Raw genomic sequence first — 26,890 nt, forward strand, 5'->3', positions numbered from 1 at the left:
TGGTTGAATCCCATGAAACAAGAGTCTCCGATCAAAAGACGTAAATCCCGTCAGATCATGGTAGGTAATGTTCCCGTTGGCGGCGATGCGCCCATTGCGGTGCAGAGCATGACCAATACCAATACCTGCGACGTAGACGCAACAGTGACACAGATCAAGGCTATCCAGGAGGCCGGTGCGGATATCGTGCGGGTGTCGGTTCCGTCCATGGAGGCGGCTGAGGCCTTTGGCAAGATTCGCCAGCAGGTCTCGTTACCGTTGGTGGCCGATATCCATTTTGACTACAAGATAGCGCTCCGAGTTGCAGAGCTTGGTGTGGACTGCCTGCGCATCAATCCCGGTAACATTGGCCGGGACGATCGGGTCAGTGCGGTAATCAGTGCTGCCCGGGACCGCAACATTCCGATCAGGATCGGCGTAAACGCGGGTTCACTGGAAAAAGCGCTTCAACGCAAATACGGCGAGCCCACGCCGGAAGCGCTGGTAGAGTCGGCCATGCGTCATATCGACATCCTGGACAAACACGATTTTCAGGACTTCAAGGTCAGCCTGAAAGCGTCTGAAGTGTTCATGACCGTCGCGGCCTACCGCCTTATCGCCTCCCAGATTGAGCAACCGCTGCACCTGGGTATCACTGAGGCCGGTGGATTCCGCTCTGGTACGGTCAAGTCCTCCATTGGCCTGGGCATGCTGTTGATGGATGGCATTGGGGACACCATTCGGGTTTCCCTTGCCGCCGACCCGGTTCAGGAAATCAAAGTCGGCTTCGACATTCTCAAAAGTCTTCGGTTACGCAGCCGCGGCATTAACTTTATAGCCTGCCCAAGCTGTTCCCGTCAGAACTTCGATGTTATCCAGACCATGAATGATCTGGAGGCCCGGCTTGAGGATGTGAACACCTCCATGGATGTGGCCATTATTGGCTGTATTGTTAATGGTCCCGGTGAGGCAAAGGTAGCGGATATCGGTCTGACCGGTGGCACACCGAAAAATCTGTTCTATATGGCCGGAAAGCCAAACCAGAAGCTGGACAACGCGACGCTGGTGGACGACCTTGAACGCCTGATTCGCGAGGAAGTGTCACGGCGCGAGGACCAGGACAGCGCAGTCATCGCCAAGTCCTCAGACTGATCAGAACCGATTTCAGAAACCTATCAGGATATTATTTTGGCAAAGATTCAGGCAATCCGGGGGATGAACGATATTCTCCCGGACCAGACACCGGTCTGGCAGTACGTTGAATCCACCGTTCGACGGGTTCTCGGGCAGTACGGCTATCAGGAAATCCGTATGCCAGTGGTCGAACATACCGAGTTGTTCAAACGATCGATCGGTGAAGTCACTGACATCGTCGAAAAAGAGATGTATACCTTTGAAGACCGCAACGGCGATAGCCTTACACTGCGGCCCGAAGGTACGGCCGGGTGCGTGCGTGCAGCGGAAGAGCATGGGCTGCTCTTTAATCAGACCCGGCGGCTTTGGTACACCGGTCCGATGTTCCGGCATGAGCGGCCACAGAAAGGCCGTTACCGCCAGTTTCATCAGATTGGTGTGGAATGCTTCGGTATGGCCGGCCCTGACATTGATGCTGAGCTGTTGATCCTGACGGCGCGCCTGTGGAGCGCCCTGGGGTTGTCCGACCATGCCAGACTCGAGATCAACTCCATCGGTACCAGCGACTCCCGGAAAGTCTACCGTCAGGCCCTGGTTGCCTATCTGGAGCAATATCAGGATAAGCTCGACGATGACAGCAAACGCCGGTTAACCACGAATCCTTTGCGGATACTGGACAGCAAGGATCCGGCCACGCGGGAGATTTTGCAGGGCGCACCGAGCCTGGACGACTATCTGGATGATGAATCGCGCCAGCATTTTGAACAACTGAAAGCGATGCTGGATGCGGCGGGCGTTGCCTACACGGTAAACCCGGCCCTGGTACGCGGACTGGACTATTACGGCAAAACCGTGTTCGAGTGGATTACCGACAGCCTGGGTGCCCAGGGCACGATCTGTGCCGGTGGCCGTTACGATGGTCTGGTGGAGCAACTTGGAGGCAAACCCACCGTAGCGGTGGGCTTCGCCATGGGGCTGGAGCGACTGATTCTGTTACTTGAAACCCTGGAACTGGTCCCCGAACATGTGAACAATCAAGCCGATGTTTACGTTACAGCCATGGGGGACCAGGCGGTAGCACCGGCGATGGCGTTGGCAGAAACGCTACGAAATGAATTGCCGGGCCGGATTGTCGTCTCACACTGCGGTGGCGGCAGCTTCAAGAGTCAGATGAAAAAGGCAGACCGCAGTGGCGCACGCTTTGCGGTGATTCTGGGTGAAAACGAAGTCGCTCAGGCAACGGCGGGGCTCAAGCCGTTACGTGACGATCAGCCCCAGCAGGAAATCGCTCAGGCAGACCTGGCAGCTGTGCTTGCCGGTTTGTTGTAAGCAGAGTCTATATAAACAGGCAGTTTTAACGAATAACAGGAGTTTTCATGGCGGAGTTGCGCACCGAAGAAGAACAGGTCCAGGCAATCAAGGACTGGTGGAAAAATAACGGAAGCTCGCTGCTCATCGGTATTGGTGCGGCTCTGGCCATCGTCTTTGGATGGCAGGCCTGGCAGAACCATCAGGCGCAACAACGCGCCGAAGCCGCTAATCAGTTTGCCAACCTGCTGAACGCGTTCTCCTCTGCAGGCGATGAGTCGGCCGACACTGTAGGTTTTGTGGCGGAGACACTGCGAGATGAACACGGCGACAGCGCCTATGCCATCTATGGTAATCTGGTTCTGGCACGGCAGCAGATGGTTGAAGGTGAGGATCCCGCGGCCGCTGTTGAATCACTGAACTGGGCGCTGGAAAAATCGGCCGGTCATCCGGCTCTGGAGCTGGTGATTCGTAACCGTCTTGCCCGAGCCCAGTTTGCCGCTGGCGAACACGATGCCGCGCTTGCCACCCTGGACAATGCCACAGACGCGGATGCCTTCGCGGCCATCTTCTCCGAGCTGAAAGGCGATGTTCTGTTGGCCAAGGGCGACCGGGACGGTGCGCGTGAGGCGTACCTGGCGGCACGTGAGCAGAGCCAGCAGGGTCGTAGCGGTGTTCTTGAACTGAAGCTGTCAGACCTCGGTGTCGGGGAGGACGCTTGATGTTCGTTGGGCGCGCGCTCAAGGTCGGGCTTGGCTCGGTTTTTTGTGGTCTGTTGGTCGGAATCGCCGGGTGCAGTAGTACAGACACTTTTGAGCAACCCGCTCCGGTACCTGAAATCACCGAAACCGTTGAGCTGGATACGGTATGGAGCATGTCTGTTGGTGATGGTCATGACGATCAGCTGCTTCAGATCGCGCCTCTTTACGCCGGCGACGTGATTTACGCGGCTTCCGCAGACGGGATTGTTGCGACGGTCAGGCCGGCGGATGGTGAGGTTATCTGGCAGAAAGACTACGATGAACGGTTTTTTGCCGGACCGGGCGCTGATGCCCGGCACCTTTACCTGGTCACCCGGGATGCGGAACTGGTGGCCGTGTCGTCGGAGGACGGTACCGAGGCCTGGCGGGTACCTCTGCCCACCGAGGTTCTGGCTGCGCCTCAATCCAACGGTAACCTCGTGGTGGTGCAAACCACCGATGGTCGTGTGATTGCCCACGACGCAGAGACCGGAGAACGCCGCTGGCAATACGAGGCTCAAGTGCCGGTACTGACCGTGCGCACCGCGGCTGCACCGTTGGTGGGCGGCGACATTGTGATCTCCTCGTTTGCCAACGGTCGTGTCATTGCACTCACCGCCTCGGACGGGCAGCCAGTGTGGCAGTATGAGGTCGGTCAGCCCCAGGGTCGTACCGAACTGGAACGCCTGGTGGATATCGGCGGCCAGCCGCTGGTTCTGGATTCGGCCATTATGGTCGTCGGTTATCAGGGTAAGCTGGCACTGGTGGATATTCGTTCCGGGCAGGAAATCTGGAGCCGCCGGGCATCTAGCTTCTACTCGCCTGCGATTGGTAACGGCAATATCTTTCTGTCCTCCGCCAATGGCGATATCGTAGCGCTCCGTGGCAGCGACCGGCGAGAGCTTTGGGTTCAGGATAGCCTGTCCTGGCGCCAGCTGACCCGGCCGGCTGTCTCCGGTGATTACCTCGTGGTAGGCGACTTTGAAGGCTACCTGCACGTGCTGTCGACCTCCGATGGCAGTCTGCAGGGCCAGCGTGAGTTCGATAGTGACGGTATCCGCGTACCAGTTCAGGTGATCGAAGATGGTAACCTGCTGGTTTATGGAAATGGCGGAAAGATGGCCGTCCTGAGAATTGAACAGGACGACTGAGTACGCCCCGACAAGTTTATGCCCGGCCCAGGCTTCAGCCTGCGTGCCGGGTTTCTGGTTTCTTGAATAGCAGATCAATATGACCCCAGTTATCGCCCTTGTAGGCCGCCCCAACGTTGGTAAGTCCACGTTGTTTAACCAGATGACCCGCTCCAGGGATGCTCTCGTAGCGGACTTCCCCGGGCTGACCCGGGACCGTAAATACGGTGAGGGCAACTACGAAGGCCAGAAGTTCATCGTTATCGATACGGGCGGCCTGACCGGTGACGAAGCCGGTATTGACGCCGAAATGGCTCGCCAGTCAATGCAGGCGGTAGAAGAAGCGGACATTGTCCTGTTTCTTGTGGACGGTCGGGCAGGACTGACCGCCGGCGATGAAATGATCGCGGATTATCTGCGCAAATCGGGCAAACAGGCTCATCTGGTGGTTAACAAGACCGATGGTCAGGATCCGGACGTGGCGGCAGCGGACTTCTACAGTCTGGGGTTTGAATCCACGTTTCTGATTGCGGCGGCCCATAACCGCGGCATCCTGTCTTTGCTGGAAGCGCTGCTGCCGGAACCGGAAAATCCGGAAGACCAGGACCGGGCGGATCGTTATCCGGGTATCCGGATTGGTGTGGTGGGACGGCCGAATGTGGGCAAGTCTACCCTGGTTAACCGCATGCTCGGTGAAGATCGGGTGGTGGTGTACGACATGCCGGGCACTACCCGCGACAGCGTTTACATTCCCTATGAGCGCCAGGGCCATGAGTATACCTTGATTGACACTGCCGGGGTTCGTCGCCGAAAGAATGTTCGCGAGGCGGTGGAGAAGTTCTCCATTATCAAGACACTGCAGGCGATTGATGATGCTCATGTCGTGATTCTGGTGATCGATGCCCGAGAGGGGCTGGTAGACCAGGATCTGCACCTGATCGGGTTTGTACTGGATGCGGGCCGCTCACTGGTGATCGCCATCAACAAATGGGACGGCATGGATCCGGAAGACCGTGACCGGGTAAAAGAGCAGGTGGCCAGGCGCCTGGATTTCCTGGATTACGCGGACAAGTATTATATCTCGGCACTGCACGGCACGGGCGTGGGAACCATGTATGAGTCGGTCCAGGCCTGCTATGAATCCGCGATGTCAAAGTGGCCAACCAACCGGTTGACTGCAATCCTTCAGGATGCCATTGCTCAACATCAGCCGCCGATGGTTCACGGTCGCCGCATCAAGCTGCGATACGCTCACCAGGGTGGCTCCAACCCGCCGGTTGTGGTGGTGCATGGTAATCAGGTGGATTCACTGCCCGGTGCTTACAAGCGTTACCTTGAAAACACCTTCAGAAAGGTGCTGAAAGTCGTGGGCGCGCCGATACGGTTTGAATTCAAGTCAGGCGAGAACCCCTTTGCAACCAAGGTCGACCGTCTGACGCCTCGGCAAAAGGTCAAGAAAGACAACGACCTGAAGAAAGGCCGTCGGATCAAGAAGACCCGGCAGAAAAGCGTTAAACGCTGATCTGCCGGGGCTAGTCCCTGCCAGGAGCCCTGATCAGGCGGCTCCTGCATCGGCGACCTGTTTTGCCTGTACTGCCGTCAGGGCAATGGTGAAGACAATATCTTCCACCAGGGCCCCGCGGGACAGGTCGTTTACCGGTTTTCGCAAGCCCTGGAGCATGGGCCCCACGCTGACGACATTGGCACTGCGCTGCACCGCCTTGTAGGTGGTGTTGCCCGTGTTCAGGTCAGGGAACACAAACACGGTAGCCTTGCCGGCTACCTTGCTGCCCGGGGCTTTGGATTTTGCCACGCTCTCAATGGCCGCGGCATCGTATTGCAGCGGTCCGTCAATGAGCAGATCCGGGCGCCGTTCCCGGGCAATGCGGGTGGCTTCGCGAACCTTGTCGACATCCTCACCGCTGCCGGACTCGCCGGTACTGTAGCTGATCATCGCAACCACAGGTTCAATACCAAAGGCTTCGGCAGATTCGGCACTCTGTATGGCAATATCGGCCAGTTCCTCGGCATTCGGGTCTGGGTTGATGGCGCAGTCGCCATATACCAGCACCTGTTGCGGTAACAACATGAAGAACACCGATGACACCACCTTGGCGTTGTCATGGGTCTTGATCAACTGGAGGGCAGGGCGCACGGTGTTGGCCGTGGTATGAATAGCGCCGGATACCAGTCCGTCGGCTTCGTCCATGGCCACCATCATGGTACCCAGAACGACGTTATCCTCCAGCATGGCTTCGGCCATATCCGGTGTCAGGCCTTTATGCTTTCTCAGCTCCACCATGGGTGCCACGTAACGCTCGCGCACCGATTGCGGGTCTATGATTTCCAGATCATTTGGCAGTTCCACGCCCTGGGAGGCGGCGACTGAGCGAATTTCGTGTGGATCACCAATCAGCGCGCAATGAGCGAGGTTACGTTGATGGCAGATAATGGCTGCCTGAATGGTTCTGGGTTCACTGCCTTCTGGCAAGACGATCCGCTTGGCTGCAGCCCGGGCTCTCTCCGATAGCTGATAACGGAATGCCGGAGGCGAGAGCCGACGTTGGCGCTGAACTTTCAGGTGCTCCTGCAGCCACCGGGTGTTGATTCGCCGGGCCACAGATTCCATGGCTTCTTCAATACGCTCCGGATCGTCAATGGGAATGGCTGAAGACAGATTTGCCAAAAGGTGGGCGCTCTCGTAGGTATTGGTTTCCGAGCTCAGCACTGGCAAACCGGTGTCCAGTGCTCGCCGACACAACTCTATAACCCGTTCGTCCGGCATCAGGCCGCCTGTCAGCATCAGTCCGGCAAGCGGGACACCATTGAGGGCGGCAACGGCCGTGGCCACTACGATATCCTCGCGATCACCAGGGGTGACCATCAGAGTGCCTGGCTTGAGGGTGTCGGTCATGTTGCGGATGGATCTGGCGCACACTGATACCCGCTGCACCCGCCGTGAGTGCATTTGCCCTTCGTGCAGTACCGGAACACCAAGCTCTCGCGCCACATCAGAGACCCGGGGTGCCAGCAGTTGGGGTTGCCAGGGAATCTGCGCCAGCAACTGGAAGCGGCCGTTCGCGAATACTTTGCAGGAGGTGTGATAATCGGTTTCAGTGGCTTCACTTGCCGGCGGATGATCCAGTGCCATACCGGACTTCTGTGGTTCTCCCACCTTGTTAAGAATGACCGCAATCACGTCAGGATCCGACGGTGCAGCAAACAGGCGCGAGGAGAAATCCAGGTCATCATCGAGCTCGCTGGCAGTGCAGCTCTTCGGTGTGCTCACCAGGATCACTTCGGAACCGAGATTGCGGGCGACTTCCACGTTCAGCCGCGCGATATAGGCTTCGGTTCTGTCCGGAACCAATCCTTCAATGATGACCACATCCGCTTCGTTGGCGACTTTCTGGTATTCACCGACTACGTTCTCCATCAGCAGGTCGACTTTGCCGTGGTTCAACAGTTGCTGGGCTTGTTTCAGAGGAATCGGGTCGGGTGGTTCGAGGTGGCTGCGGGCACGCACAAAGGCCACCGAAGAATCTTTGCCGTCGTTATGAAGCGCTTCGCCTCTGTGTACGGACTGACTGAATGGTTTGTAAAAGCCGACGCTCACTCCTTCCCGTTCCAGGGCACGCAGAAGACCAAGGCATACGGATGTCAGGCCTGAGTCAAGAGAGGTTGGGGCTATGAAAAGACTTTTTGCCATGATTGTTCCAGGTTTCATTCTTCGGAGTGTTCGGTGCCGGCAGCGGCCAGGCGGGCGGCTTCTCGGGCAATCACCAGTTCTTCATTTGTGGGAATGACCAGCGCCGGATAACGCGAGTCCGGGGAACTGATGCGGCCATCACTCCAGCGCCCGTGATGCTCGTTGAGGTCCGGATCCAGCTCAATCCCAAGCAGGTGCAGATGTCGGGTTGTGTCCTGGCGAATGCGGGCACTGTTTTCACCGATGCCGCCAGTAAAGACCAGAGCGTCCAGTTTTGTCAGCGACGCGGTCATCGCTCCAATATACCGCGCCAGGCGGAAGCAGAATACGTCAATTGCCAGCTGTGAGGGTTCGTGGCCATGGTCAGCCAGCTCACACAAGGTTCGCATGTCGTTTGTCTGGCCTGAGAGTCCCTGTAATCCGCTTTCTCTATTCAGCATCTCGTGGACGTCACCGGCACTCATACCCCGACTTGCGAGGTAGTCGAACAGCCCGGGATCGACATCCCCGCTGCGGGTGCCCATCACGAGTCCCTCAAGCGGAGTCAGGCCCATGCTGGTATCGACGCTGAGCCCATTCTGGATCGCTGTGATGCTACAACCGTTACCCAGATGGGCAGAGATAATTGAGGTGGTGGCCGGTGTCTTGTCCAGCAGACGAGCGGCCTCGTGTGCCATGAAATAATGACTGGTGCCGTGGAAGCCGTAACGACGCACTCCCCAGTCGCTGTAGAACCGTTCCGGTAGTGCGTATCGGTAAGCGCGCTCGGGCAGGGTCTGATGGTAAGCGGTATCGAATACCGCGATCTGTGGAACGTTCGGGAACAGCGCCTGCATGGCTCGAATGCCCGCGAGGTTTACCGGATTATGCAGGGGGGCCAGCGCTGCGCAGGTTTCAATGGCGGACACTGTTTGATCATCAATCAACGAAGCTTCACGGAAGGTTTCGCCGCCATGCACCACTCGATGGCCAACAGCCTTGGGTTCGCCCGTCATCAGAGCCCGGTCATTAAATGCGTTGACCAGTGCCGCCAGCGCCTGGCTGTGGCTGGCACCGGAAGGTAAGTGAACCGGTGTTTCATCGCCGTTGATGCGGGCAAAGGCATCGGATTGATTAAGTCTTTCCGCCAGGGCGGAGGTGATTTTCTGGTGGTCGTGATCAAACAGGGCGAGTTTCAGTGATGAACTGCCGCAGTTTACGACCAGGATTGAGTCGTCCATGGTTGTGCCGTATTGATTACTTTAGATTGGCCCGCTCATTGGTTTCGAGCCAGTGAATGAAGTCCTGCTCGGGCAGGGGGCGACTATAGAAGTAACCCTGGGAGTAGTCGCAATGCTCCGCTTTCAGGAAGTGAGTCTGGTCCTCTTCCTCAACCCCTTCGGCAACCACTTTCAGGCCTAGGCTGTGGGCCATGTTGATGATCGCGCGGACAAGGGAAGCATCTTCGTTTTCTTTCAGGACATCCTGAACAAATGACTTGTCGATTTTCAGGGTATCGAACGGATAGCTTTTCAGATAGCTGAGTGCCGAATAGCCAGTTCCGAAATCGTCGACCGACAAGCGGATTCCAACTTTGTCGAGTTGTTTGAGGATATCAGCGGTTTCGATGGAATTGTCCAGAATCAGCCGTTCCGTGATTTCCAGTTCCAGCAGTTCCGGCCGTAAATTGCTGTCGTTCAGCGCGCGCATGATGGCGTCGGTAAACCCGGGGTCCCGGAACTGGCGTGGTGATACATTGACGGCAATGCTGATCTCACGCCCGGTCATCGCCTGCCAGCAGTACGCGGCTTGACAGGCTTCCTTGACGACCCATTCGCCGATCGGAATGATCAGGCCGGTTTCCTCGGCCAGCGGAATAAAGCGATCTGGCATCACCATGCCCATGGCCGGATTGTTCCAGCGAAGCAGGGCTTCAGCCGCCACCAGGCCACCACTGGCGGTGTCGACAATGGGCTGGAAATAGAGCTCGAATTCACCCAGCTCCAGGGCCTTGCGCATGTGAGATTCCATTTGCAGACGCTCGTGAGAAACCTCGCTCATCTCCGGAGTAAAACGGGCATAGGCGCTCTTGCCTTTGTGTTTCGCCTCGTACATGGCCGCATCGGCGTGCTGGAGCAGGGTGCCGCTGTTGTCCGAGTCGTCCGGGAAGGTGGCGATGCCAATACTGGTTGTGACAAACACTTCCTGGCCGCTGAGCATGAACGGCGGTGCGAAGGTTTTCAGAATACGTTCGGCAACCTGGGAAGAGGCGTCCGGCCCGTTCAGCCCCGGCAGCACCACAAGGAACTCATCACCACCCAGCCGCGCAACGGTACTGGTGCCGCGCAGGCAGCTGGAGATCCGGCGTGCGGCTTCAATCAGCAGAGTGTCACCGGCGTCGTGGCCGAGGGTATCGTTGATGTGCTTGAAGTTGTCCAGATCCAGGAACATTACCCCAACCTTGGACTCATCACGCCTTGCCTGGGCCAGCGCCAGTTTCAGGCGGTCCAGCGCAAGCATGCGGTTGGGAAGCCCGGTCAGGATGTCGTAATTCGCTTGCCGCAACAGCTGTTGCTCGTAACGTTTTCGGATGCTGATGTCTTCCCCGAGTATCAGGTAACCGGTGGTTTCACCGTTATTGTCCTTGATAGGGGTGACCACAAGCTGTTCCCAGTAGCGCTCGCCATTTTTCCGTGTGCTATTGACTTCGCCTTGCCAAACGCCCACGCGCTGTACCTGAAGCCTGATGGATTTCCATAGTTGTCTGGCTTCGTGGGAATCCACACCGGGGTCAATAAGTGACGAGGGATGCTTGCCGATGATTTCAGACGGGCTGTTCCCCGTCAGTTGGCTGAATTTCCGGTTCGCATATTCAATGCGCCATTGCCGGTCGCAGATCAGAACCGAAGATGGGCTCTGGTCGATGGCTTTGGAGAATTTCCGGATTTCGGCTTCATCACGTTCCCGCCTTGCAACGTCATCGGTGAGCCGTTCGCGCATCTGGTTGATGGCTTCGGTCACCATACCCAACTCATCGCGCTGGTAAGCAGGAGTATCCGGCCTATCCAGCTCCAGCGGGCGTGAAAGATTTCGCAATGACAGATCCCGGGTGTAGTCGGCCATGTCCGCCAGGTGGCGAGTGACCAGATGGCGGAATATCCACAGAATCAGAATGGAAACAACAAATATGATCAGGAACTGAGTGGCAAGAATGAAGCCCACCCGGCGCCTTAGTTCATCATACACCCGTTGCAGACTGGCGGTGATGGTGAGCTCGCCCAGCCGGAATTCCGCATCGTCCCGGTAGATCAGCTCGAAACTGTGGGTGAGGGTATCGGTGTCTCGTGGGAGTTCGCCCATGACCAGTTCGGAGTCTGGTTCAATTCGGAGCCGTAGATGTTCGATATCGGGCAGGCTGAGAATGCCGTCCATCTGGGTTTGCAGGTGTTTTTGATCCAGCGCCCACAGACTCTGGGCAAGACTGGAGCGGTAACCGGACTCAATTACCTGCATCCGCTGTTCTATCTTGGACAGGTCCTCGCGGTAGTCTGAGTAGATCTGAATGCCGGACGCGAGCAATGTAAAGGCAGAGCTGAACAGAAGGATCCATGCCACCAGCCGGAATGATAAAGGAGAGGCTGCACGAAAACGTTTCAAACGCGTCGCAATGTCTGGCATGTCTTTGATTTTTCGACCATCCAAGGAAGTATCGGACATAGCAATTACAGAAGCGATCCCTGACGTTGTTACCTGTATTCCCTTGCCTACGACTATAGCAGCAGTTTACGGCAAATGCGCTGCAAACTCAGGATAAACCGAGAGAAATGGGGCAGGGCGTCTCACTTTGGCAATTATTGCAATGACGAAATGAGCTTGATGCAGATCAATACGGGGCAGGCGGTGCCGGCGTAACCTGAGCTTAATCAAGTTTTACAGGTACAGGAGACATAGCCATGTATATGGACGCAGTTGTAATCGCCGGAATCGCCACAGTATTGCTGATGATTGGCTTCTTCGTCGGAGTCGGCATCTTCGTCATGAAGGATCAGAAGAGCCATGCTGCTAAAGGAGGAAAACACCACCAGGGTGGTCATGGCAGCTGACGAGCAGACAGCTTTGAAATTGGCGTCCCCTAGGGGGTTCGAACCCCTGTTGCCGCCGTGAAAGGGCGGAGTCCTAGGCCACTAGACGAAGGGGACGCAACGTTTTCAAAAGCTTGCCTCGTCGAGGTGGCGCGTATATTAAGTAAGGTGCCTGGGGCTGTCAACGCTTTTTCTTAAAAAAATTATGTTCCCACACTTTCCCTCAACGCGGCTTCCAGTTCCGCAAGCCGGAATTCAAAACCCTCACGTTTGAGCCGTTCCGGTATCGCCTTCTGACCGGTCAGTAACAGCCCGGCCATTTCCCCCAGCATCAGTTTCAGTGCAGGCGCTGGAGCCGGTATAACGGCAGGGCGGTGTAGAACCTGTGCAAGCGTTCTGGTGAATTCCGCATTGGTGACCGGGTTCGGGCTGACCATATTGTAGGGGCCGTTTGCCGTTGGCGTATCCAGCATCCAGAGCAGGCCGGAAACCACGTCGTCCCTGTGAACCCAGGGCATGTATTGCCGTCCGGAGCCCAGCTTTCCGCCAAGTCCGAGCTTGAAGGGGAGGACCATGCGTTGCAGAAAACCGCCGTTACGGCCGGCCACCACGCCGGTGCGGGACAGGCAAACGCGTACGCCATCAGCTTCAAGTTTCAGTGCCTCATGTTCCCAGTCCCGGCACAGTTGGTGTGTGAACTCGTCATGGGGTTCTGTGTCTTCGGTAACCAGGTGATCCCCCTGGTTACCATAAAAGCCAACGGCAGAGCCGGATACCAGAACCTCCGGCATGTTGCTCCAGGTTCTTACCACTCCGACCAGGGTGCGGGTGAGATCAATGCGGCTGGCACGCAGCTGTTCCTTGCGGGCATGGCTCCACCGTTTGTCGGCAATGCCTTCCCCGGCCAGATTGATAACTGCATCGAAGCCCGGGTGTGCGCGCAACTTTTCCAGATCATCCGTGACTTCTACCCGGCCGCAGATGGAGCGCACGGCATCCGGCTTCTGACGGCTGAGAACCGTTAGCCCATAATCGCGTTCAATTAACTCACGGCATAGTATGTGGCCGATAAACCCTGTGGCGCCGGTAACCAATATACGTTTGTCCATGGGTTCCCTCCTGCGATCGGAATCCGTGGTTGGTTCTTTGTCAGTGTTCAGAGCGCTCGAGTTCCTCCTTAACCACATCGCGGATGGCCAGTCCAAGCCTCGGATTTTTCCCGATTGGTTCAGCCAGGCGGATGGTAACGCCGTGTTCCGCCTCCAGCCTTTCGATCATGGCCGGGACATCTTTTCGCAAGTGGCGGCCCGCAGCGAGAAATAACGGGACGACCGTGAATTGCTCCACGCCTTGCCCTTTGGCCCGGTTCACAATGGTATCCAGTGAGGGTTCTGCCAGTTCCATGTAGGCAATGGCTGCATTCTCGATTGACTCTACGGTCGGTTCGGCCAGTTTCTCGAAGGTCTCGCACCAGCGCGCGTCGCTGCTGCCGTGGGCCAGTAAAATAATCTGGTGTGGTTGGGTCATAACATCTCCGATCTGGTCGTTTGTGTCGGTGCGACCGTAAACTTGACGACAGTGGGTCGTTTAAAGTGATCCTGACAATCAATGTATCAGGGAGTTGTCAGATGTTCGATTGGAAAGAGCTTCTGGATTTCTGGTTCGGTGAATTAGATGAAAACGGTATTCCTGATCGCGATCATCGCAACCGTTGGTTTCGCAGTGACCGTGCCTTCGATCAGGAAATCCGGCGCAGGTTTCTGTCTCTGGTGCTGTTCGCCTCAGAGCAGGGGTTGGATCACTGGCGCATAGCCGCCGGAGGCTCGCTTGCTGAGATTCTTTTGTTGGATCAGTTCACCCGCAATATTTTTCGCGGGGGCGCCATGGCCTTCGATAACGACCGTCTGGCCCGGCAATTGTGTCGCGGCGCGATGCAGCGAGGGCAGGATCTGGAGTTGCCGCCGGTTCAGCGTGCTTTCCTCTATATGCCGTTACAACATTCCGAAAAGCTGGCGGATCAGGATCTTTCGGTAGAATGCTATCAGCAATTGTCTGCCACCACCGATGGCGTTCTGGGAGACTTTCTGGGCAGTTTTCTTCAGTCGGCTCGCGATCATCGGGATATTATTGCCCGTTTTGGCCGATTTCCTCATCGCAACAAAGCCCTGAAGCGCGCGTCGTCGCAGGATGAACAGGCTTATCTTGAGGGCGGGCCGCGCTTTGGCCAGTAGAGCTTGCCAGTTTGATGATCGGTTCAACGAATTGACTGTCGATAACGGGCACACTCCCTTACAGCGATAACAATAAAAGCAGCGGAGCAAGAACAGGATGTCATCTACCAACCCGGCGGTGAGCGATAACCCGGGCGCTAATAAACCTATCTCCAACAATAACAGGGCCCCAGGGCGGGGTGGCAGAACCACTCGTGCGAAAAGTGAAATCCGGCGTCATGCCATTCTGAAGGCAACCATCCGGGTAGCGGCGAAGGACGGTATCAAAGGTATCAAGCATCGTTCCGTCGCCAGGGAAGCAGGCGTACCCCTGGCAGCAACCACCTATTATTTCCGAGACATCAACGAGTTGATCAGCGACGCCTTCATGCTGTACGCGAAGGAAGCCGGTGCGGAACTGAAAGCCTTCCACGACACCCTGAATCTGGTGCTCGATGGTGTGCCTGCGGAACAATTGCGCCGCGGCGCTGAGTTCCGTCCGGAGCTGTGTCAGCGCCTGACCGACTTTGCCCGGGCCTGGATGCAGGAGCAGTTTACACGCCGGAGGGAGCAGGTACTGGCAGAGCAGGTGTTTTTGATGGAGGCCCTCAGAGATGGCCGTCTGGCCAGGGTGGCTCGTCGGTATCGGCAGTCCTGGATTGATGGTCTCGAGCAGCTCCTGGTACGACTGGATTCGCCGTGCCCTCGTCAGGACGGTACCCTGATCGTCAATGTAGTGCTGGGTATGAGCTACGATCTGCTGCTGGAAGTGCCCGGCACCGAGGCTGAGGTATTGAGTGCATCCGTGGCCAGAATTGTGCAGTTGGCCCTAGGGGTGGAGCCTGAAGACCTGCGAGCACCATGATTATCAGCGGCTGTGAGATTTTTTCACGAAAGTGTTGACGGCCCCCGAGTTATCAGTAGAATACGCATCCGTTGTCAGGCAACGCCCGATAGCAATCAGCGGGAATAGCTCAGTTGGTAGAGCACAACCTTGCCAAGGTTGGGGTCGCGAGTTCGAATCTCGTTTCCCGCTCCAGAATTCGGAAACCCGGCCTCAGGCCGGGTTTCTTCGTTTATAGCCTCGCAAAATCACTCACTACCTCTGTCTCGTCAGTTATACTCGGCAGCCATTTCCTGAATAATCCGGCAACTGAGGAAGGCGAAGCCATGAAGGTGAAATCCCTCTATATCTACCCGGTCAAGTCGTTGGCTGGAATCGAAGTGTCCCGCTTCAGCTTGGATGATTTCGGCCCGCAAGGTGATCGCCGCTGGATGATTGTTGATGGGGATAACCGCTTCGTCACTCAGCGTCGGCTGCCTCAGCTCGCCAATGTTTCAACGGCTCTGCAAGAGGGAGTGGTCGTTATTGATGTGCCTGGCGAGGGGATTTTCCCTCTCGAGGTGGGCTCTGACGCTGTGGAAGTGACGGTCTGGCGTGATCAGGTGGCTGCCACTGCCGGAGCCGGCCGCGCTGGTGAGGCTTTGAGCCGCTATTGCGGAGAAACGCTCAGGCTGGTTTATATGCCTGATAGCTGTTTCCGGAGGGTGGATCCTGATCGTGTCAGTGCTGAACGCCGAGTGGGTTTTGCCGATGGCTTCCCGTTGCTGGTGGTTAACCAGTCGTCTCTGGATGAGCTCAATTCCCGTCTCGAATCCCCGGTTGATATGCGTCGCTTCAGGCCGAACATTGTGGTTGAGGGGGTGGGGGCCTGGGCGGAAGACTCCTGGTGGAGCGTCAGCGTTGGTGAAAGCCGGCTGGATCTTGTCAAACCCTGCTCCCGTTGTGTGATGACCACGGTCAACCCGGATACTGGCGAGAAAGATTCCGCCACTCAGCCCCTCAAGACTCTGGCCAGCTATCGAAAGACCCGGGACGGCGTTATTTTTGGGCAAAATGCCGTGCACCAGAAGCCCGGCGAGATATCTGTGGGCGATGAGGTAACCGTTTTGAATCAGGAGAATTGATACAGTGCCACTGTTAACTCTAGACAGGATTTCGCTCGCCTATGGCATGCATCCATTGCTGGATGAGGCCAGCCTGACCATCGAGCCCGGTGAACGGGTGTGTCTGTTGGGGCGAAACGGTGAGGGGAAATCCACGCTGCTGAAGATCGTCAGCGGGGAAGTGACGCCGGACGGCGGTGTGGTGCGCCTGGAAGATGGCTCAGTGCTGTCGGTGTTGCCTCAGAGTTTGCCATCGGACGACACTCGTACGGCCTATGATGTGGTGGCTTCCGCATTTCCGGAAACCGGTGACCTGTTGGCGGAATTCCACCGGCTGTCTCAAAGGGCGGACGAATCCAGTCTTGAGCGTTTGATGAAGGTTCAGGAACGGCTGGAATCTCTGGATGGTTGGCGGCTTGACCAGAAGGTAACCACGATTCTGGGGCAGTATGGAGTGGATCCGGATCGGGTACTGAATACGCTTTCCGGGGGGTGGCAGCGGCGAGTGCTTCTGGCCAGGGCGTTGGTGGCAGACCCGGATATTCTGTTGCTGGATGAGCCAACCAACCATCTGGATGTGCCCGCCATTGCCTGGCTGGAAGAGGCGTTATCGCAGTTCCGGGGGGCCATGTTGTTTGTCAGTCATGACCGTGCCTTTATCCGGCGAATGGCCACTCGCGTCGTGGAGCTGGACCGGGGGCAGCTGGTGAGTTTTGCGGCCAGTTATGACAGATATCTGGAGCTTAAGGAAAAAGCGCTGGAGGAAGAGGAGCGCCAGAACGCGCTTTTCGACAAGCGCCTGAAACAGGAAGAGGCCTGGATCCGCCAGGGTATCAAGGCTCGCCGCACCCGGAATATGGGGCGGGTGAGAGCGCTCAAAGCGATGCGGGAAGAGCACAGGCAACGCCGGGTGAGGGGTGGCACCGCCAGTTTTGCCGTAGAGCAGGCGGATATTTCGGGCAAGCTGGTTGCGGAAGCGAGCAATGCCGGATTCTCTTATGTCGATGGCGAGCCAGTGGTTCGCAATATGGATCTCACCATTCTCCGGGGCGACAAGATCGGACTGGTTGGTGAGAACGGAACGGGCAAGACGACCCTCGTGCGCCTGTTGTTAGGTGAGCTGACACCCACTGAGGGAAGTATTCGGCTGGGAACGAATCTTCAGGTCGCCTACTTTGACCAGCTTCGGGGAGAGCTGGATCTCCAGAGAAATGCGTTGGATAACCTGGCTGAGGGCCGGGAATTCATCGATATCAATGGTCAGAGCAAGCATGTTTTGGGTTATTTGCAGGAATTTCTGTTTACCCCGGAACGGGCACGCTCTCCTGTGCGTGTGTTCTCCGGTGGTGAGCGGGCGAGACTGTTGCTGGCCAAATTGTTCAGTAAGCCAGCCAATATTCTGGTACTGGACGAACCTACCAACGATCTTGACGTCGAAACCCTGGAATTGCTGGAAGAACAGCTTTCAGAGTTCAAGGGTACCGTGATTGTTATCAGTCACGATCGGGAATTTCTCGATAACGTGGTGACCGATACCATCTTCCTGGACGGTTCCGGGGCGGTGATGGAATACGTGGGTGGATACACCGATTGGCGTCGGCAAGGCGGTCGTTTTCCCTCTGAAACATCGGGAAGCCGACTGGACAAACAGGATAAGCGTGATAAACCCGACAGTTCCGCTAAAAAGCCAGGTCAGGATGGCGGTACTGTGGGGCAGTCGGCAAAATCAAAGCCCGTCAAACTGAGCTACAAGCTTAAACTTGAGCTGGAACAATTGCCCGGCAAAATCGAACAACTGGAGCAGCAGGTAGCTGAGCTTCAGGATAAAATTTCTGCACCGGATTTTTATTCAGGCCCACCGGAAGATGTATCGGCCACTCTGGAACAGCTGGCGGAAACGGAGTCTCGCCTGGAGTCGGTGATTGAACGGTGGTTGGAGCTGGAAGAACAGGCGAACCAATGAACATAAATTACAATTTCAAATTTCAGGATGGCCGTGATATCGAGTTCAAGGTAACTGGGGAGTCCTCCTCGCCGCCGCAGGGTCAGTCACTGCCGGCCTGGGTTCGTCTCGAACACTGTCAGTGTTCGAACTGCCCGCTGAAGCCTGGCGAGACCCCGTATTGCCCGGCGGCAACCGAGATTCTGCCGGTCGTAGAGGCGTTTCAGGCGGAAGACGCGTATCAGAAAGTGGATGTAACCGTGACGGATGAGCGCCGCTCCTATTTCAAGCAGACGACGCTGGAAGAGGCGTTGCGTTCTCTGCTGGGGCTCAAGATGGCTACCAGTGGCTGCCCTGTGCTTTCGGAGCTCAAGCCGATGGCGCTCCACCACCTGCCGTTTGCCAACAGTGATGAATTTGTGATGCGCAGTGTGGGGTATTATCTGCTTCAACAGCTTTTCGCAAAGCGGAATCAGCAGGAAGCGGACTGGGAACTGAAAGGTCTGGTGGAGCGTAATCAGCGATTACAGCTGGTGAATCAGGCGCTCTGGCAGCGGATACATGCTGTTTGCAAGGGCGACAGTAATCTGAAGGCACTGCTCAACTTTTTCTCAATGGCCTCCAGTGTCAGCGTTTCTCTGGAAAGCCAGCTCAGGAAGCTTCAGGCCAGGATGAAGGGGGAGGGCTAGAGCCTTCCCCCTCCCATCACGAGTATCAATGAATACGAATGGCCAGTACATCGCACTCCGTGCCGTGAAGAACGCCGTTGGCAGTTGAGCCAAGCAGTAACTGGAAGCCTTTACGGCCATGGCTTCCCACGATCACCAGGTCAACGTTGTGCTCCTTGGCCAGCCGGTGGATTTCCGATTCTGGCCGGCCGACGGTTACCACCTGGTTGGCCGCCGCAATACCATATTCATCCCCATACTTGCCCAGCTGTTCACGAGCGGCTTTGTCCAACTGATCCTGCAGTTCAGACAGATCCATAGGAATATCGCCACCATAGGCGTAGCCAACCGGCTCAACAACGTGAACCAGCAGCAACTCGGCTCCCTGGGCATCGCACATCGCCTTGGCTTTGTTCAGAACCTGTGGTGCCTCTTCAGTCAGATCAATGGCAACCAGCATTTTCTTATAGGTGGACATAACTTAGCGCTCCTTCGTACTTGGGGAATATGTTCAGAATAGTACCGAGAGTATACCGGGGAAAGTGTTTTGTCATGCTGACCGGTATCAACCGGGGGAGGGATTTGGCTGGGGTGAGCTGGCCGCTCACCCCGGAAGAGCGTCAGGCGCTGGCGCGTAGCAGGTCAATAGCGTTGGTCAGGCCTTCAATGATGCCTTTCGAGTAGCGATCAATCACAAAGCCCACGTTGTTCTCGTTGTAGTTGATGTACGAGCTGCGGATGAATTGCCATTTGGAAGCGACATCGTCCAGGGCAGTCTTGAGTTCGCCGTTTGTTGAGCCGGCCCTGAGTGAGGAAAGGAGTTGATCGAATGTCTTGGCCTGCTCGTCGAGCGGAACTTCGCTGGAGGCGCCCTGGAAGGTCTGGGCGACGGACGAGTGCGTTCTGGCGGCATAACGGGCCATCATCTGGGCCATGACTACAGCGGCTGAACGAGCCGACTCAATACGGGTATCCGCCTTAATTCCGCTGCTTTCCTGTGCTACCGAATAGAGCTCGGTAGCCAGGTTATTCATACTCAGGGCCTGGTTTGCCAGGTCGGCCATCAGGCGAAGATCCGGATAGCCCCGGTCGCGTACCTCATTGATGTTGCCGCGCATCAGATTCTTGAACTGGTCGAAGGCCTGGTTCAGTTCCTCAATCTGCTGTTCAGAAAGAACGCCGCTGGTGCTCGCCACTACGGAATTCATGGCGTCGTTGGAGTTATTGATTCCGACAACGATCCGGTTCAGTGTGTCGGTATCGCCGATCGCACTGAAGCTGTAAAAGGCATCGAGAGCAAGGTAGTTATTGACCCGGAAATCGTGGAGGTCAGACAGAAACTCTGCCCCGGTTTCCTGGGCCTTTGCGCTCAAAGCCGTCAGGGCGAGTAGAATGAGCGCGGCAATCAACGACTGGATCCGCAGGCGGGCGTCTTTCATCGGATGAGTCTCCGTAATGCAGTTTTATTATTGTGGACTAAAGTCGTAACCCGAAGTTAAAGTAAGTCTGCCGGCTAATCAAGTAGTTTCCGGCGCTTACAGAGTCAGCTCCCTTTTTTCTGCAGGTTTCATTCAGAAACAAATTGACAAACGCGTCTTTTTTTTTCATCGTGTGCCCTCACGATTCAAACGACTGTATGAATTTTTGGATCGGAAGATCGGGCAGTGACCGAAATCTCGCTGCACAAACAGCCGGCACGGTGGCCAACGCCCGCCGGTTGTCAGCAGTTCCAAACACAGACTGGAGATCAGTTGATGATTTACGAAGGTAAAGCCATCACGGTTAAAGAGATCGAAGGCGGGATCGCTCAGTTGGACTTCGACTTGCAAGGCGAGTCAGTCAACAAGTTCAACCGTCTCACCATCGAAGAACTGGGCGCCGCAGCTGAAGCACTCAAATCCCAGAAGAACCTGAAAGGCCTGGTAGTAACCAGCTCCAAGGACAGCTTCATTGTCGGTGCCGATATCACCGAGTTTACCGAGCTGTTTGCTGGTTCCGAGGAAGACCTCGTGGCCAACAACCTCAGGGCCAACGAAGTATTCAACGCCATTGAAGACCTGCCGTTCCCGACGGTTACCGCTATCAACGGTATCGCTCTGGGCGGTGGTTTCGAAATGTGTCTGGCGACCGACTATCGTGTCATGGCTCCCAAGGCCAAGGTAGGTCTGCCGGAAGTGAAGCTGGGTATCTTCCCGGGCTTTGGCGGTACGGTTCGCCTGTCCCGCCTGGTTGGTGTCGACAATGCGGTTGAGTGGATTGCTGGTGGTACTGAAAACCGCGCTGATGCCGCTCTGAAAACCGGTGCTGTTGACGCTGTTGTTGGCGCTGACAAGTTGGTTGAAGCTGCCGTTGCGATCATCAAGCAGTGCAATGAAGGCAAGCTGGACCACATGGCTCGCCGTGAAGAAAAGAAAGGCAAAATCAAGCTCAATGCCATGGAAAGCATGATGGCATTCGAGATTTCCAAGGCGTTCGTGGCCGGCAAGGCTGGCAAGAACTACCCGGCGCCGGTGGAAGCGATCAAGACCATGCAGAAGCATGCCGGCATGACCCGCGACAAGGCGATTGAGGTAGAGGCCAAAGGCTTTGCCAAGATGGCCAAGACCAACGTTGCCGCGTGTCTGGTTGGTCTGTTCCTGAACGACCAGGCCCTGAAGAAGAAAGCCAGTGCCTGGGAAAAAGAAGCTTCTGATGTGAATCTGGCCGCCGTACTGGGTGCCGGAATCATGGGTGGCGGTGTTGCGTTCCAGTCTGCACTGAAGGGCACACCGATCATTATGAAGGACATCAATCAGGACGGCATCAAGCTGGGTCTGAATGAAGCCAAGAAGCTGCTGTCCAAGCGTGTTGCCAAAGGCAAGATGGACGCCGGCCAGATGGGCGACGTGCTGAACGCGATCACTCCGACCCTCAACTACGGCGACTTCAAGAACGTCGACCTGGTGGTTGAAGCGGTTGTTGAGAATCCGAAGGTCAAAGATGCTGTTCTGCGTGAAACTGAAGATGCAGTTCGCGAAGACACCATTCTGACCTCCAACACCTCCACTATCTCCATCAACCTTCTGGCCAAAAACCTGAAGCGTCCGGAGAACTTCTGTGGCATGCACTTCTTCAACCCGGTGCACATGATGCCGCTGGTTGAGGTTATCCGTGGCGAGAAGACCAGTGACCGGGCTATCGCGACTACGGTTGCCTACGCCAAAGCGATGGGCAAGACCCCGATTGTCGTCAACGACTGCCCGGGCTTCCTGGTTAACCGTGTTCTGTTCCCGTACTTCGGTGGCTTTGCCGCGCTGGTACGTGACGGCGCCGATTTCCAGAAGATCGACAAGGTGATGGAAAAGTTCGGCTGGCCCATGGGCCCGGCTTACCTGCTGGACGTTGTCGGCATGGATACCGCCAAGCACGCCAACGAAGTTATGGCTGACGGTTTCCCCGAGCGCATGAAGGCCGACTTCAAGTCTGCCATTGACGTGATGTTCGAGAACAACCGTTACGGCCAGAAGAACGACAAGGGCTTCTACAAATACGAAGAAGACAAGAAGGGCAAGCCGAAGAAGGTTGTCGACGAAGAAACCTACAAGCTGATCGAGCCTGTGGTTGACGGCAGCAAAGACTTCGATGAAGAAGAAATCATCGCCCGCATGATGATTCCTCTGTGCCTGGAAACCGTTCGCTGCCTGGAAGACAACATTGTTGAAGACCCGGCCGATGCAGACATGGGCCTGATCTACGGTATCGGCTTCCCTCCGTTCCGTGGTGGTGCATTGCGCTACATCGACGACATGGGCGTCGACAAGTTCGTCGAACTGGCAGACAAGTACGCAGATCTTGGCCCGCTGTACGCGCCGACCGAGAAGCTGCGTGAAATGGCCAAGACTGGCAAGAAGTTCTTTGGCTAACCCTAACGAGATTTCCGAACGGAGAAAGATCTATGAGCCTTAATCCGAGAGACGTTGTCGTCGTCGATTGCGTGCGGACTCCGATGGGTCGTGCCAAAAACGGCTGTTTCCGCAACGTACGTGCCGAGACTTTGTCGGCTGCGCTGATTGAAGCACTGTTTGAGCGCAACCCGAAGCTCGACCCGAAAGAAGTAGAAGATGTGATCTGGGGCTGTGTAAACCAGACCAAGGAGCAGGGCTTTAACGTGGCGCGGCAGATTTCCCTGCTGACCCGTATCCCGCACGAGTCTGCTGCCCAGACCGTAAACCGTCTGTGTGGTTCCGCCATGAGCGCTATCCACACCGCGGCGCAGGCTATCCAGACTGGTAACGGTGATGTGTTCCTGGTCGGTGGTGTTGAGCACATGGGCCACGTACCCATGACCGAAGGTTTCGACCACAACCCGGCTGCTTCCAAGTACTCCGCCAAGGCGTCCAACATGATGGGCCTGACCGCGGAAATGCTAGCCAAGATGCACGGTATCACCCGTGAGCAGCAGGACGAGTTCGGCGCCCGCTCCCATCGCCTCGCCCATGAAGCCACTCAGGAAGGTCGTTTCAAGAACGAAATCGTTCCGATTGAAGGTCACGACGAGAACGGCTTTGTGAAGGTGATCGAAGAAGACGAGACCATTCGTCCGGAAACCACAGCTGAGTCCCTTGGCCAGCTGCGCCCGGCGTTCGATCCGAAAAATGGTACGGTGACTGCCGGTACCTCTTCCCAGTTGACCGATGGTGCGTCTGCCATGGTGCTGATGTCCGCCGAGCGGGCAGAAGCTCTGGGTCTGACCCCGATTGCCAAGATCCGCAGCATGGCCGTGGCTGGTTGCGATCCCGCGATCATGGGTTACGGCCCGGTACCGGCCACCAAGAAGGCCCTGAAGCGTGCAGGCCTGAAAGTTGAAGATATCGACTTCTGGGAACTGAACGAGGCCTTTGCTGGCCAGTCCCTGCCGGTTCTGAAAGACCTGAAACTGCTGGGCGTCATGGAAGAGAAGGTGAACCTGAACGGCGGCGCGATTGCTCTTGGCCATCCGCTGGGCTGCTCCGGTGCCCGTATCTCTACCACACTGCTGAATATCATGCAGGCCAAAGGCGGTAAGCTTGGTGTATCCACCATGTGTATCGGTCTTGGTCAGGGCATTGCCACTGTGTGGGAGCGTATCTGATCAGGAGTATCTGATTAGTGAGCTCAGTCAGGAGGCCCGGCATATGCCGGGCCTTCCTGTTTCCGGACGCGCAAAATGCGACGGAACCCGGAAAAAAGGCTGATTGAAATCAAAGAATGGGTTGTCTTGCCAATCTTGACCCTGTAAAACAGTGAGCCTATACAGAATGGCAGCCTTTGTGTTTTCCAGTTGCCTGATTTTTATGCGAGTTTACGGTTCTGTTCAGATATTGACCGATTGATCGCCAAGGATACAGATCTCCGATATGGGTAAAAGTCTCGTTATTGTCGAGTCGCCAGCGAAAGCGAAGACCATCAACAAGTACCTGGGCTCGGATTTTATCGTGAAGTCCAGTGTTGGCCACATCCGTGACCTGCCCGTAAGTGGCAGCGGCAGCCAGTCAGACCCAAAAGAACGGGCGAAACAGGCGGCGGCCACGCGCAAGATGAGCCCGGACGAGAAGGCCGAGCACAAGAAGCGTAAGGCCCGGGAGCAACTGGTAGCCCGCATGGGTGTTGATCCCGACCATGACTGGAGCGCCCGTTACGAGATTCTGCCTGGCAAGGAAAAGGTGGTCAGCGAGCTCAAGCGTTTGGCCAAGTCTGCCGACCACATCTATCTGGCAACGGATTTGGATAGAGAAGGGGAGGCGATTGCCTGGCATCTTCAGGAGACCATTGGCGGCGAGCCGGACAAATACCGTCGTGTGGTGTTCAACGAGATTACCAAACGGGCGATTCAGGAAGCTTTCAAGGATCCGGGCAACCTCGATAACAACCGGGTTAACGCTCAGCAGGCCCGACGGTTCCTGGACCGCGTTGTGGGTTATATGGTCTCGCCGCTGTTGTGGGCAAAGATTGCCCGCGGTCTGTCTGCGGGCCGTGTGCAATCCGTCGCCGTACGACTGATTGTGGAACGGGAGCGGGAGATCCGTAAGTTTGTGCCGGAAGAGTTCTGGCAATTGCATGCAGACCTGGCTGCAGAAGGCACCAAAGACCCGGTCCGGTTCGAAGTAACCCGCTATAACGACAAGCCCTACCGCCCTGTCAACGAAGTTCAGAGCAAGGAGCACGTTGAGCGGCTCAAGGCTGGCGGCTTCAAGGTGGCCAAGCGCGAAGACAAGCCGACCCGATCCCGTCCGTCTGCACCCTTTATTACCTCCACGCTGCAGCAGGCGGCCAGTAACCGCATGGGTTTCAGCGTCAAGAAAACCATGATGCTGGCCCAGCGATTGTACGAGGCCGGTTTCATTACCTACATGCGTACGGATTCCACCAATCTGAGCCAGGATGCCGTATCCAGCTGTCGTGACTTCGTCCAGAAGCAGTTTGGCGAACGTTATCTGCCTGAGAAGCCGCGGGTCTATGGCAGCAAGGAGGGCGCCCAGGAAGCTCACGAAGCGATTCGCCCGACCGATGTTGCTCGCAGGCCAACGGATATTACCGGCCTGGAAAAAGACGCAGAGAAGCTCTACGACCTGATCTGGCGCCAGTTTATTGCCTGTCAGATGGCAGATGCCGAATTCCTGAGTACCTCTATTGTGGTGGCCAACGGCGACTACGAGCTGCGCACCCGGGGTCGAATCGTCAAGTTTGACGGCTTCCTGAAGGCTGCGCCGCAGTCCTCCAAGAAAGATGAAGACGTGGCATTGCCGGATATCAAGGTGGATCAGCCCCTGGATCTCAAGAAACTGGATCCGACCCAGCATTTTACCAAGCCGGCGCCCCGGTACACCGAAGCCAGCCTGGTCAAAGAGCTCGAAAAGCAGGGGATCGGCCGGCCGTCCACTTATGCGTCCATCATTTCTACTATTCAGGATCGGGGCTACGTAAAGCTTCAGAATCGCCGCTTCTACGCGGAGAAGATGGGCGAAATCGTCACCGAGCGACTGGCGGAATCCTTCCCGAATCTGATGGATTACGATTTCACCGCGCGCCTCGAAGATGAGCTGGACGAGATCGCCGAGGGCGAGGTTCAGTGGAAAAAAGTGCTGAATGACTTCTACGCCAAATTCCGTAATCAGCTGGAAAGCGCTGAAAAGACGGATGGCGGTATGCGCGCGAATACTCCCACGGAAACCGATATACCGTGCCCGAGCTGTGGCCGGAATATGCAGATCCGGGTGGCCAGTACCGGGGTGTTCCTGGGCTGCTCCGGCTATTCGCTGCCACCCAAGGAGCGCTGTAAGACCACCATTAACCTGGTGTCTGGTGACGAAGTGGTGAGCGCTGACGACGACGTGGAAGGGGAAGGCGAAACCCGACTGCTCCGGAAAAAGCGCCGCTGTCCGAAATGCGGAACGGCCATGGACAGCTACCTGATCGACGAGAAGCGCAAGCTACACGTGTGTGGTAACAATCCGGACTGCTCAGGATACGAGGTTGAAGAGGGTACGTTCCGTATTAAAGGTTATGATGGGCCGACGCTGGAGTGTGACAAATGTGGCTCCGAGATGCAGCTCAAGACCGGCCGATTCGGCAAGTACTTCGGTTGTACCAACAGCGAATGCAAGAACACCCGTAAGTTGCTGAAAAATGGTGAGCCGGCACCCCCCAAGATGGACCCGGTGCCGATGCCAGAGCTCAAGTGCGATAAGGTGGACGATACCTACGTACTGCGTGATGGCGCTTCCGGCCTGTTTCTGGCGGCCAGTAAATTCCCGAAAAATCGGGAAACCCGGCCGCCACTGGTGATGGAGATCAAACCGCACCGAAAGGAAATCGACCCGAAATACGATTATCTGATGGATGCCCCGGAAAAGGACCCCGAAGGCAATCCGACGGTGATCCGTTACAGCCGAAAATCAAAAGAGCAGTACGTCATGTCGGAGAAAGACGGCAAGGCGACGGGGTGGTCAGCGTGGTATGAAAATGGTCGCTGGGTACCGCGAGACAAGAAAAAGTAGGCCAGATGGGGGCGCACCCCCGCCTTTGAGAAGGCGAGGGTGTGTTA

The 26,890-nt window shown here is 56.4% G+C and carries 21 protein-coding genes and 2 tRNA genes; 15 read left to right on the top strand and 8 right to left on the bottom strand.

Features of this window, described 5'->3' with window-relative positions; translation table 11 throughout:
• Positions 1-12 precede the first annotated feature (12 nt).
• The 5 genes from ispG to der all read left to right on the top strand — a co-directional run bounded on the left by ispG (position 13) and on the right by der (position 5,813).
• Positions 13-1,131 (top strand): flavodoxin-dependent (E)-4-hydroxy-3-methylbut-2-enyl-diphosphate synthase, encoded by a 1,119-nt coding sequence (gene ispG, locus ACAM27_RS10445; protein WP_011784636.1) that lies wholly within the window; start codon positions 13-15, stop codon positions 1,129-1,131.
• A 33-nt stretch (positions 1,132-1,164) separates the two neighbouring features.
• The gene (hisS, locus tag ACAM27_RS10450; protein WP_197536004.1) at positions 1,165-2,442 is read left to right on the top strand and encodes a histidine--tRNA ligase; all 1,278 of its coding nucleotides are present in this window, start codon (positions 1,165-1,167) and stop codon (positions 2,440-2,442) included.
• Positions 2,443-2,489: 47 nt separating this feature from the next.
• Complete coding sequence (locus ACAM27_RS10455) at positions 2,490-3,143, top strand: YfgM family protein (protein ID WP_369611908.1); 654 nt, start codon at positions 2,490-2,492, stop codon at positions 3,141-3,143.
• Entirely contained in the window at positions 3,143-4,312 is a 1,170-nt protein-coding gene (bamB, locus tag ACAM27_RS10460; protein ID WP_022992487.1) for an outer membrane protein assembly factor BamB, read from the top strand. Before ACAM27_RS10455 ends, bamB begins: the two co-directional genes overlap by 1 nt.
• 79 nt (positions 4,313-4,391) lie before the next feature.
• The gene (gene der / locus ACAM27_RS10465; protein WP_369611909.1) at positions 4,392-5,813 is read left to right on the top strand and encodes a ribosome biogenesis GTPase Der; all 1,422 of its coding nucleotides are present in this window, start codon (positions 4,392-4,394) and stop codon (positions 5,811-5,813) included.
• A gap of 33 nt (positions 5,814-5,846) precedes the next feature.
• Here the strand turns inward: der and pta are convergent, their stop codons facing one another.
• From pta to ACAM27_RS10480, 3 genes are read right to left on the bottom strand one after another with little or no spacing between them, the layout of a single operon-like run.
• Positions 5,847-8,000 (bottom strand): phosphate acetyltransferase, encoded by a 2,154-nt coding sequence (gene pta / locus ACAM27_RS10470; RefSeq protein ID WP_369611910.1) that lies wholly within the window; start codon positions 7,998-8,000, stop codon positions 5,847-5,849.
• 14 nt (positions 8,001-8,014) lie between these two features.
• Positions 8,015-9,220 (bottom strand): acetate/propionate family kinase, encoded by a 1,206-nt coding sequence (locus tag ACAM27_RS10475; protein ID WP_369611911.1) that lies wholly within the window; start codon positions 9,218-9,220, stop codon positions 8,015-8,017.
• Positions 9,221-9,236: 16 nt separating this feature from the next.
• The gene (locus ACAM27_RS10480; RefSeq protein ID WP_014421733.1) at positions 9,237-11,696 is read right to left on the bottom strand and encodes an EAL domain-containing protein; all 2,460 of its coding nucleotides are present in this window, start codon (positions 11,694-11,696) and stop codon (positions 9,237-9,239) included.
• A 236-nt stretch (positions 11,697-11,932) separates the two neighbouring features.
• On the opposite strand from ACAM27_RS10480, the gene ccoM reads away from it, so the two are divergent.
• A complete protein-coding gene (gene ccoM / locus ACAM27_RS17525; RefSeq protein WP_022992482.1) occupies positions 11,933-12,082 on the top strand; it encodes a cytochrome c oxidase subunit CcoM in 150 nt (49 codons plus the stop codon).
• A gap of 20 nt (positions 12,083-12,102) precedes the next feature.
• Here the strand turns inward: ccoM and ACAM27_RS10490 are convergent.
• The 3 genes from ACAM27_RS10490 to ACAM27_RS10500 form a co-directional block, all read right to left on the bottom strand.
• Positions 12,103-12,178 (bottom strand) — tRNA-Glu (locus ACAM27_RS10490).
• A gap of 86 nt (positions 12,179-12,264) precedes the next feature.
• Complete coding sequence (locus ACAM27_RS10495; RefSeq protein WP_369611912.1) at positions 12,265-13,170, bottom strand: TIGR01777 family oxidoreductase; 906 nt, start codon at positions 13,168-13,170, stop codon at positions 12,265-12,267.
• A 40-nt stretch (positions 13,171-13,210) separates the two neighbouring features.
• Complete coding sequence (locus tag ACAM27_RS10500) at positions 13,211-13,588, bottom strand: sirohydrochlorin chelatase (protein ID WP_011784645.1); 378 nt, start codon at positions 13,586-13,588, stop codon at positions 13,211-13,213.
• A 101-nt stretch (positions 13,589-13,689) separates the two neighbouring features.
• Here ACAM27_RS10500 and ACAM27_RS10505 point away from each other — a divergent pair, with 101 nt between their 5' ends.
• The 6 genes from ACAM27_RS10505 (at position 13,690) to ACAM27_RS10530 (ending at position 18,849) form a co-directional block, all read left to right on the top strand.
• A complete protein-coding gene (locus ACAM27_RS10505) occupies positions 13,690-14,292 on the top strand; it encodes a DUF924 family protein (protein ID WP_369611913.1) in 603 nt (200 codons plus the stop codon).
• A gap of 97 nt (positions 14,293-14,389) precedes the next feature.
• A complete protein-coding gene (locus ACAM27_RS10510; protein WP_014421728.1) occupies positions 14,390-15,136 on the top strand; it encodes a TetR/AcrR family transcriptional regulator in 747 nt (248 codons plus the stop codon).
• Between the two features lie 98 nt (positions 15,137-15,234).
• Positions 15,235-15,310, top strand: a tRNA-Gly gene (locus tag ACAM27_RS10515).
• 131 nt (positions 15,311-15,441) lie between these two features.
• The gene (locus ACAM27_RS10520; RefSeq protein ID WP_369611914.1) at positions 15,442-16,239 is read left to right on the top strand and encodes an MOSC domain-containing protein; all 798 of its coding nucleotides are present in this window, start codon (positions 15,442-15,444) and stop codon (positions 16,237-16,239) included.
• 4 nt (positions 16,240-16,243) lie between these two features.
• Entirely contained in the window at positions 16,244-18,181 is a 1,938-nt protein-coding gene (locus ACAM27_RS10525) for an ATP-binding cassette domain-containing protein (protein ID WP_369611915.1), read from the top strand.
• Positions 18,178-18,849, top strand: a complete 672-nt coding sequence (locus ACAM27_RS10530; protein WP_022992475.1) for a DUF6901 family protein — start codon at positions 18,178-18,180, stop codon at positions 18,847-18,849. Before ACAM27_RS10525 ends, ACAM27_RS10530 begins: the two co-directional genes overlap by 4 nt.
• Positions 18,850-18,874: 25 nt before the next feature.
• Here the strand turns inward: ACAM27_RS10530 and ACAM27_RS10535 are convergent, their stop codons facing one another.
• Together ACAM27_RS10535 and ACAM27_RS10540 are read right to left on the bottom strand one after the other, a co-directional pair.
• Positions 18,875-19,306, bottom strand: coding sequence for a universal stress protein (locus tag ACAM27_RS10535; RefSeq protein ID WP_011784651.1), 432 nt, complete (start codon positions 19,304-19,306; stop codon positions 18,875-18,877).
• A 142-nt stretch (positions 19,307-19,448) separates the two neighbouring features.
• Positions 19,449-20,267, bottom strand: a complete 819-nt coding sequence (locus ACAM27_RS10540) for a hypothetical protein (protein ID WP_222197832.1) — start codon at positions 20,265-20,267, stop codon at positions 19,449-19,451.
• A gap of 315 nt (positions 20,268-20,582) precedes the next feature.
• On the opposite strand from ACAM27_RS10540, the gene fadB reads away from it, so the two are divergent.
• From fadB to topA, 3 genes are all read left to right on the top strand, one after another.
• Positions 20,583-22,730 (top strand): fatty acid oxidation complex subunit alpha FadB, encoded by a 2,148-nt coding sequence (gene fadB / locus ACAM27_RS10545; protein ID WP_014421724.1) that lies wholly within the window; start codon positions 20,583-20,585, stop codon positions 22,728-22,730.
• A gap of 32 nt (positions 22,731-22,762) precedes the next feature.
• Positions 22,763-23,938: an acetyl-CoA C-acyltransferase FadA gene (gene fadA / locus ACAM27_RS10550; protein ID WP_369611916.1), complete on the top strand. Its 1,176-nt coding sequence runs from the start codon at positions 22,763-22,765 to the stop codon at positions 23,936-23,938.
• Positions 23,939-24,203: 265 nt separating this feature from the next.
• On the top strand, positions 24,204-26,843 hold the full coding sequence (gene topA / locus ACAM27_RS10555) for a type I DNA topoisomerase (RefSeq protein WP_222197831.1): 2,640 nt from the start codon (positions 24,204-24,206) through the stop codon (positions 26,841-26,843).
• Positions 26,844-26,890: the final 47 nt, after the last annotated feature.

This window comes from Marinobacter sp. RI1 (assembly GCF_041155085.1).
In the GTDB taxonomy this organism is placed as follows: Bacteria; Pseudomonadota; Gammaproteobacteria; order Pseudomonadales; family Oleiphilaceae; genus Marinobacter; species Marinobacter nauticus.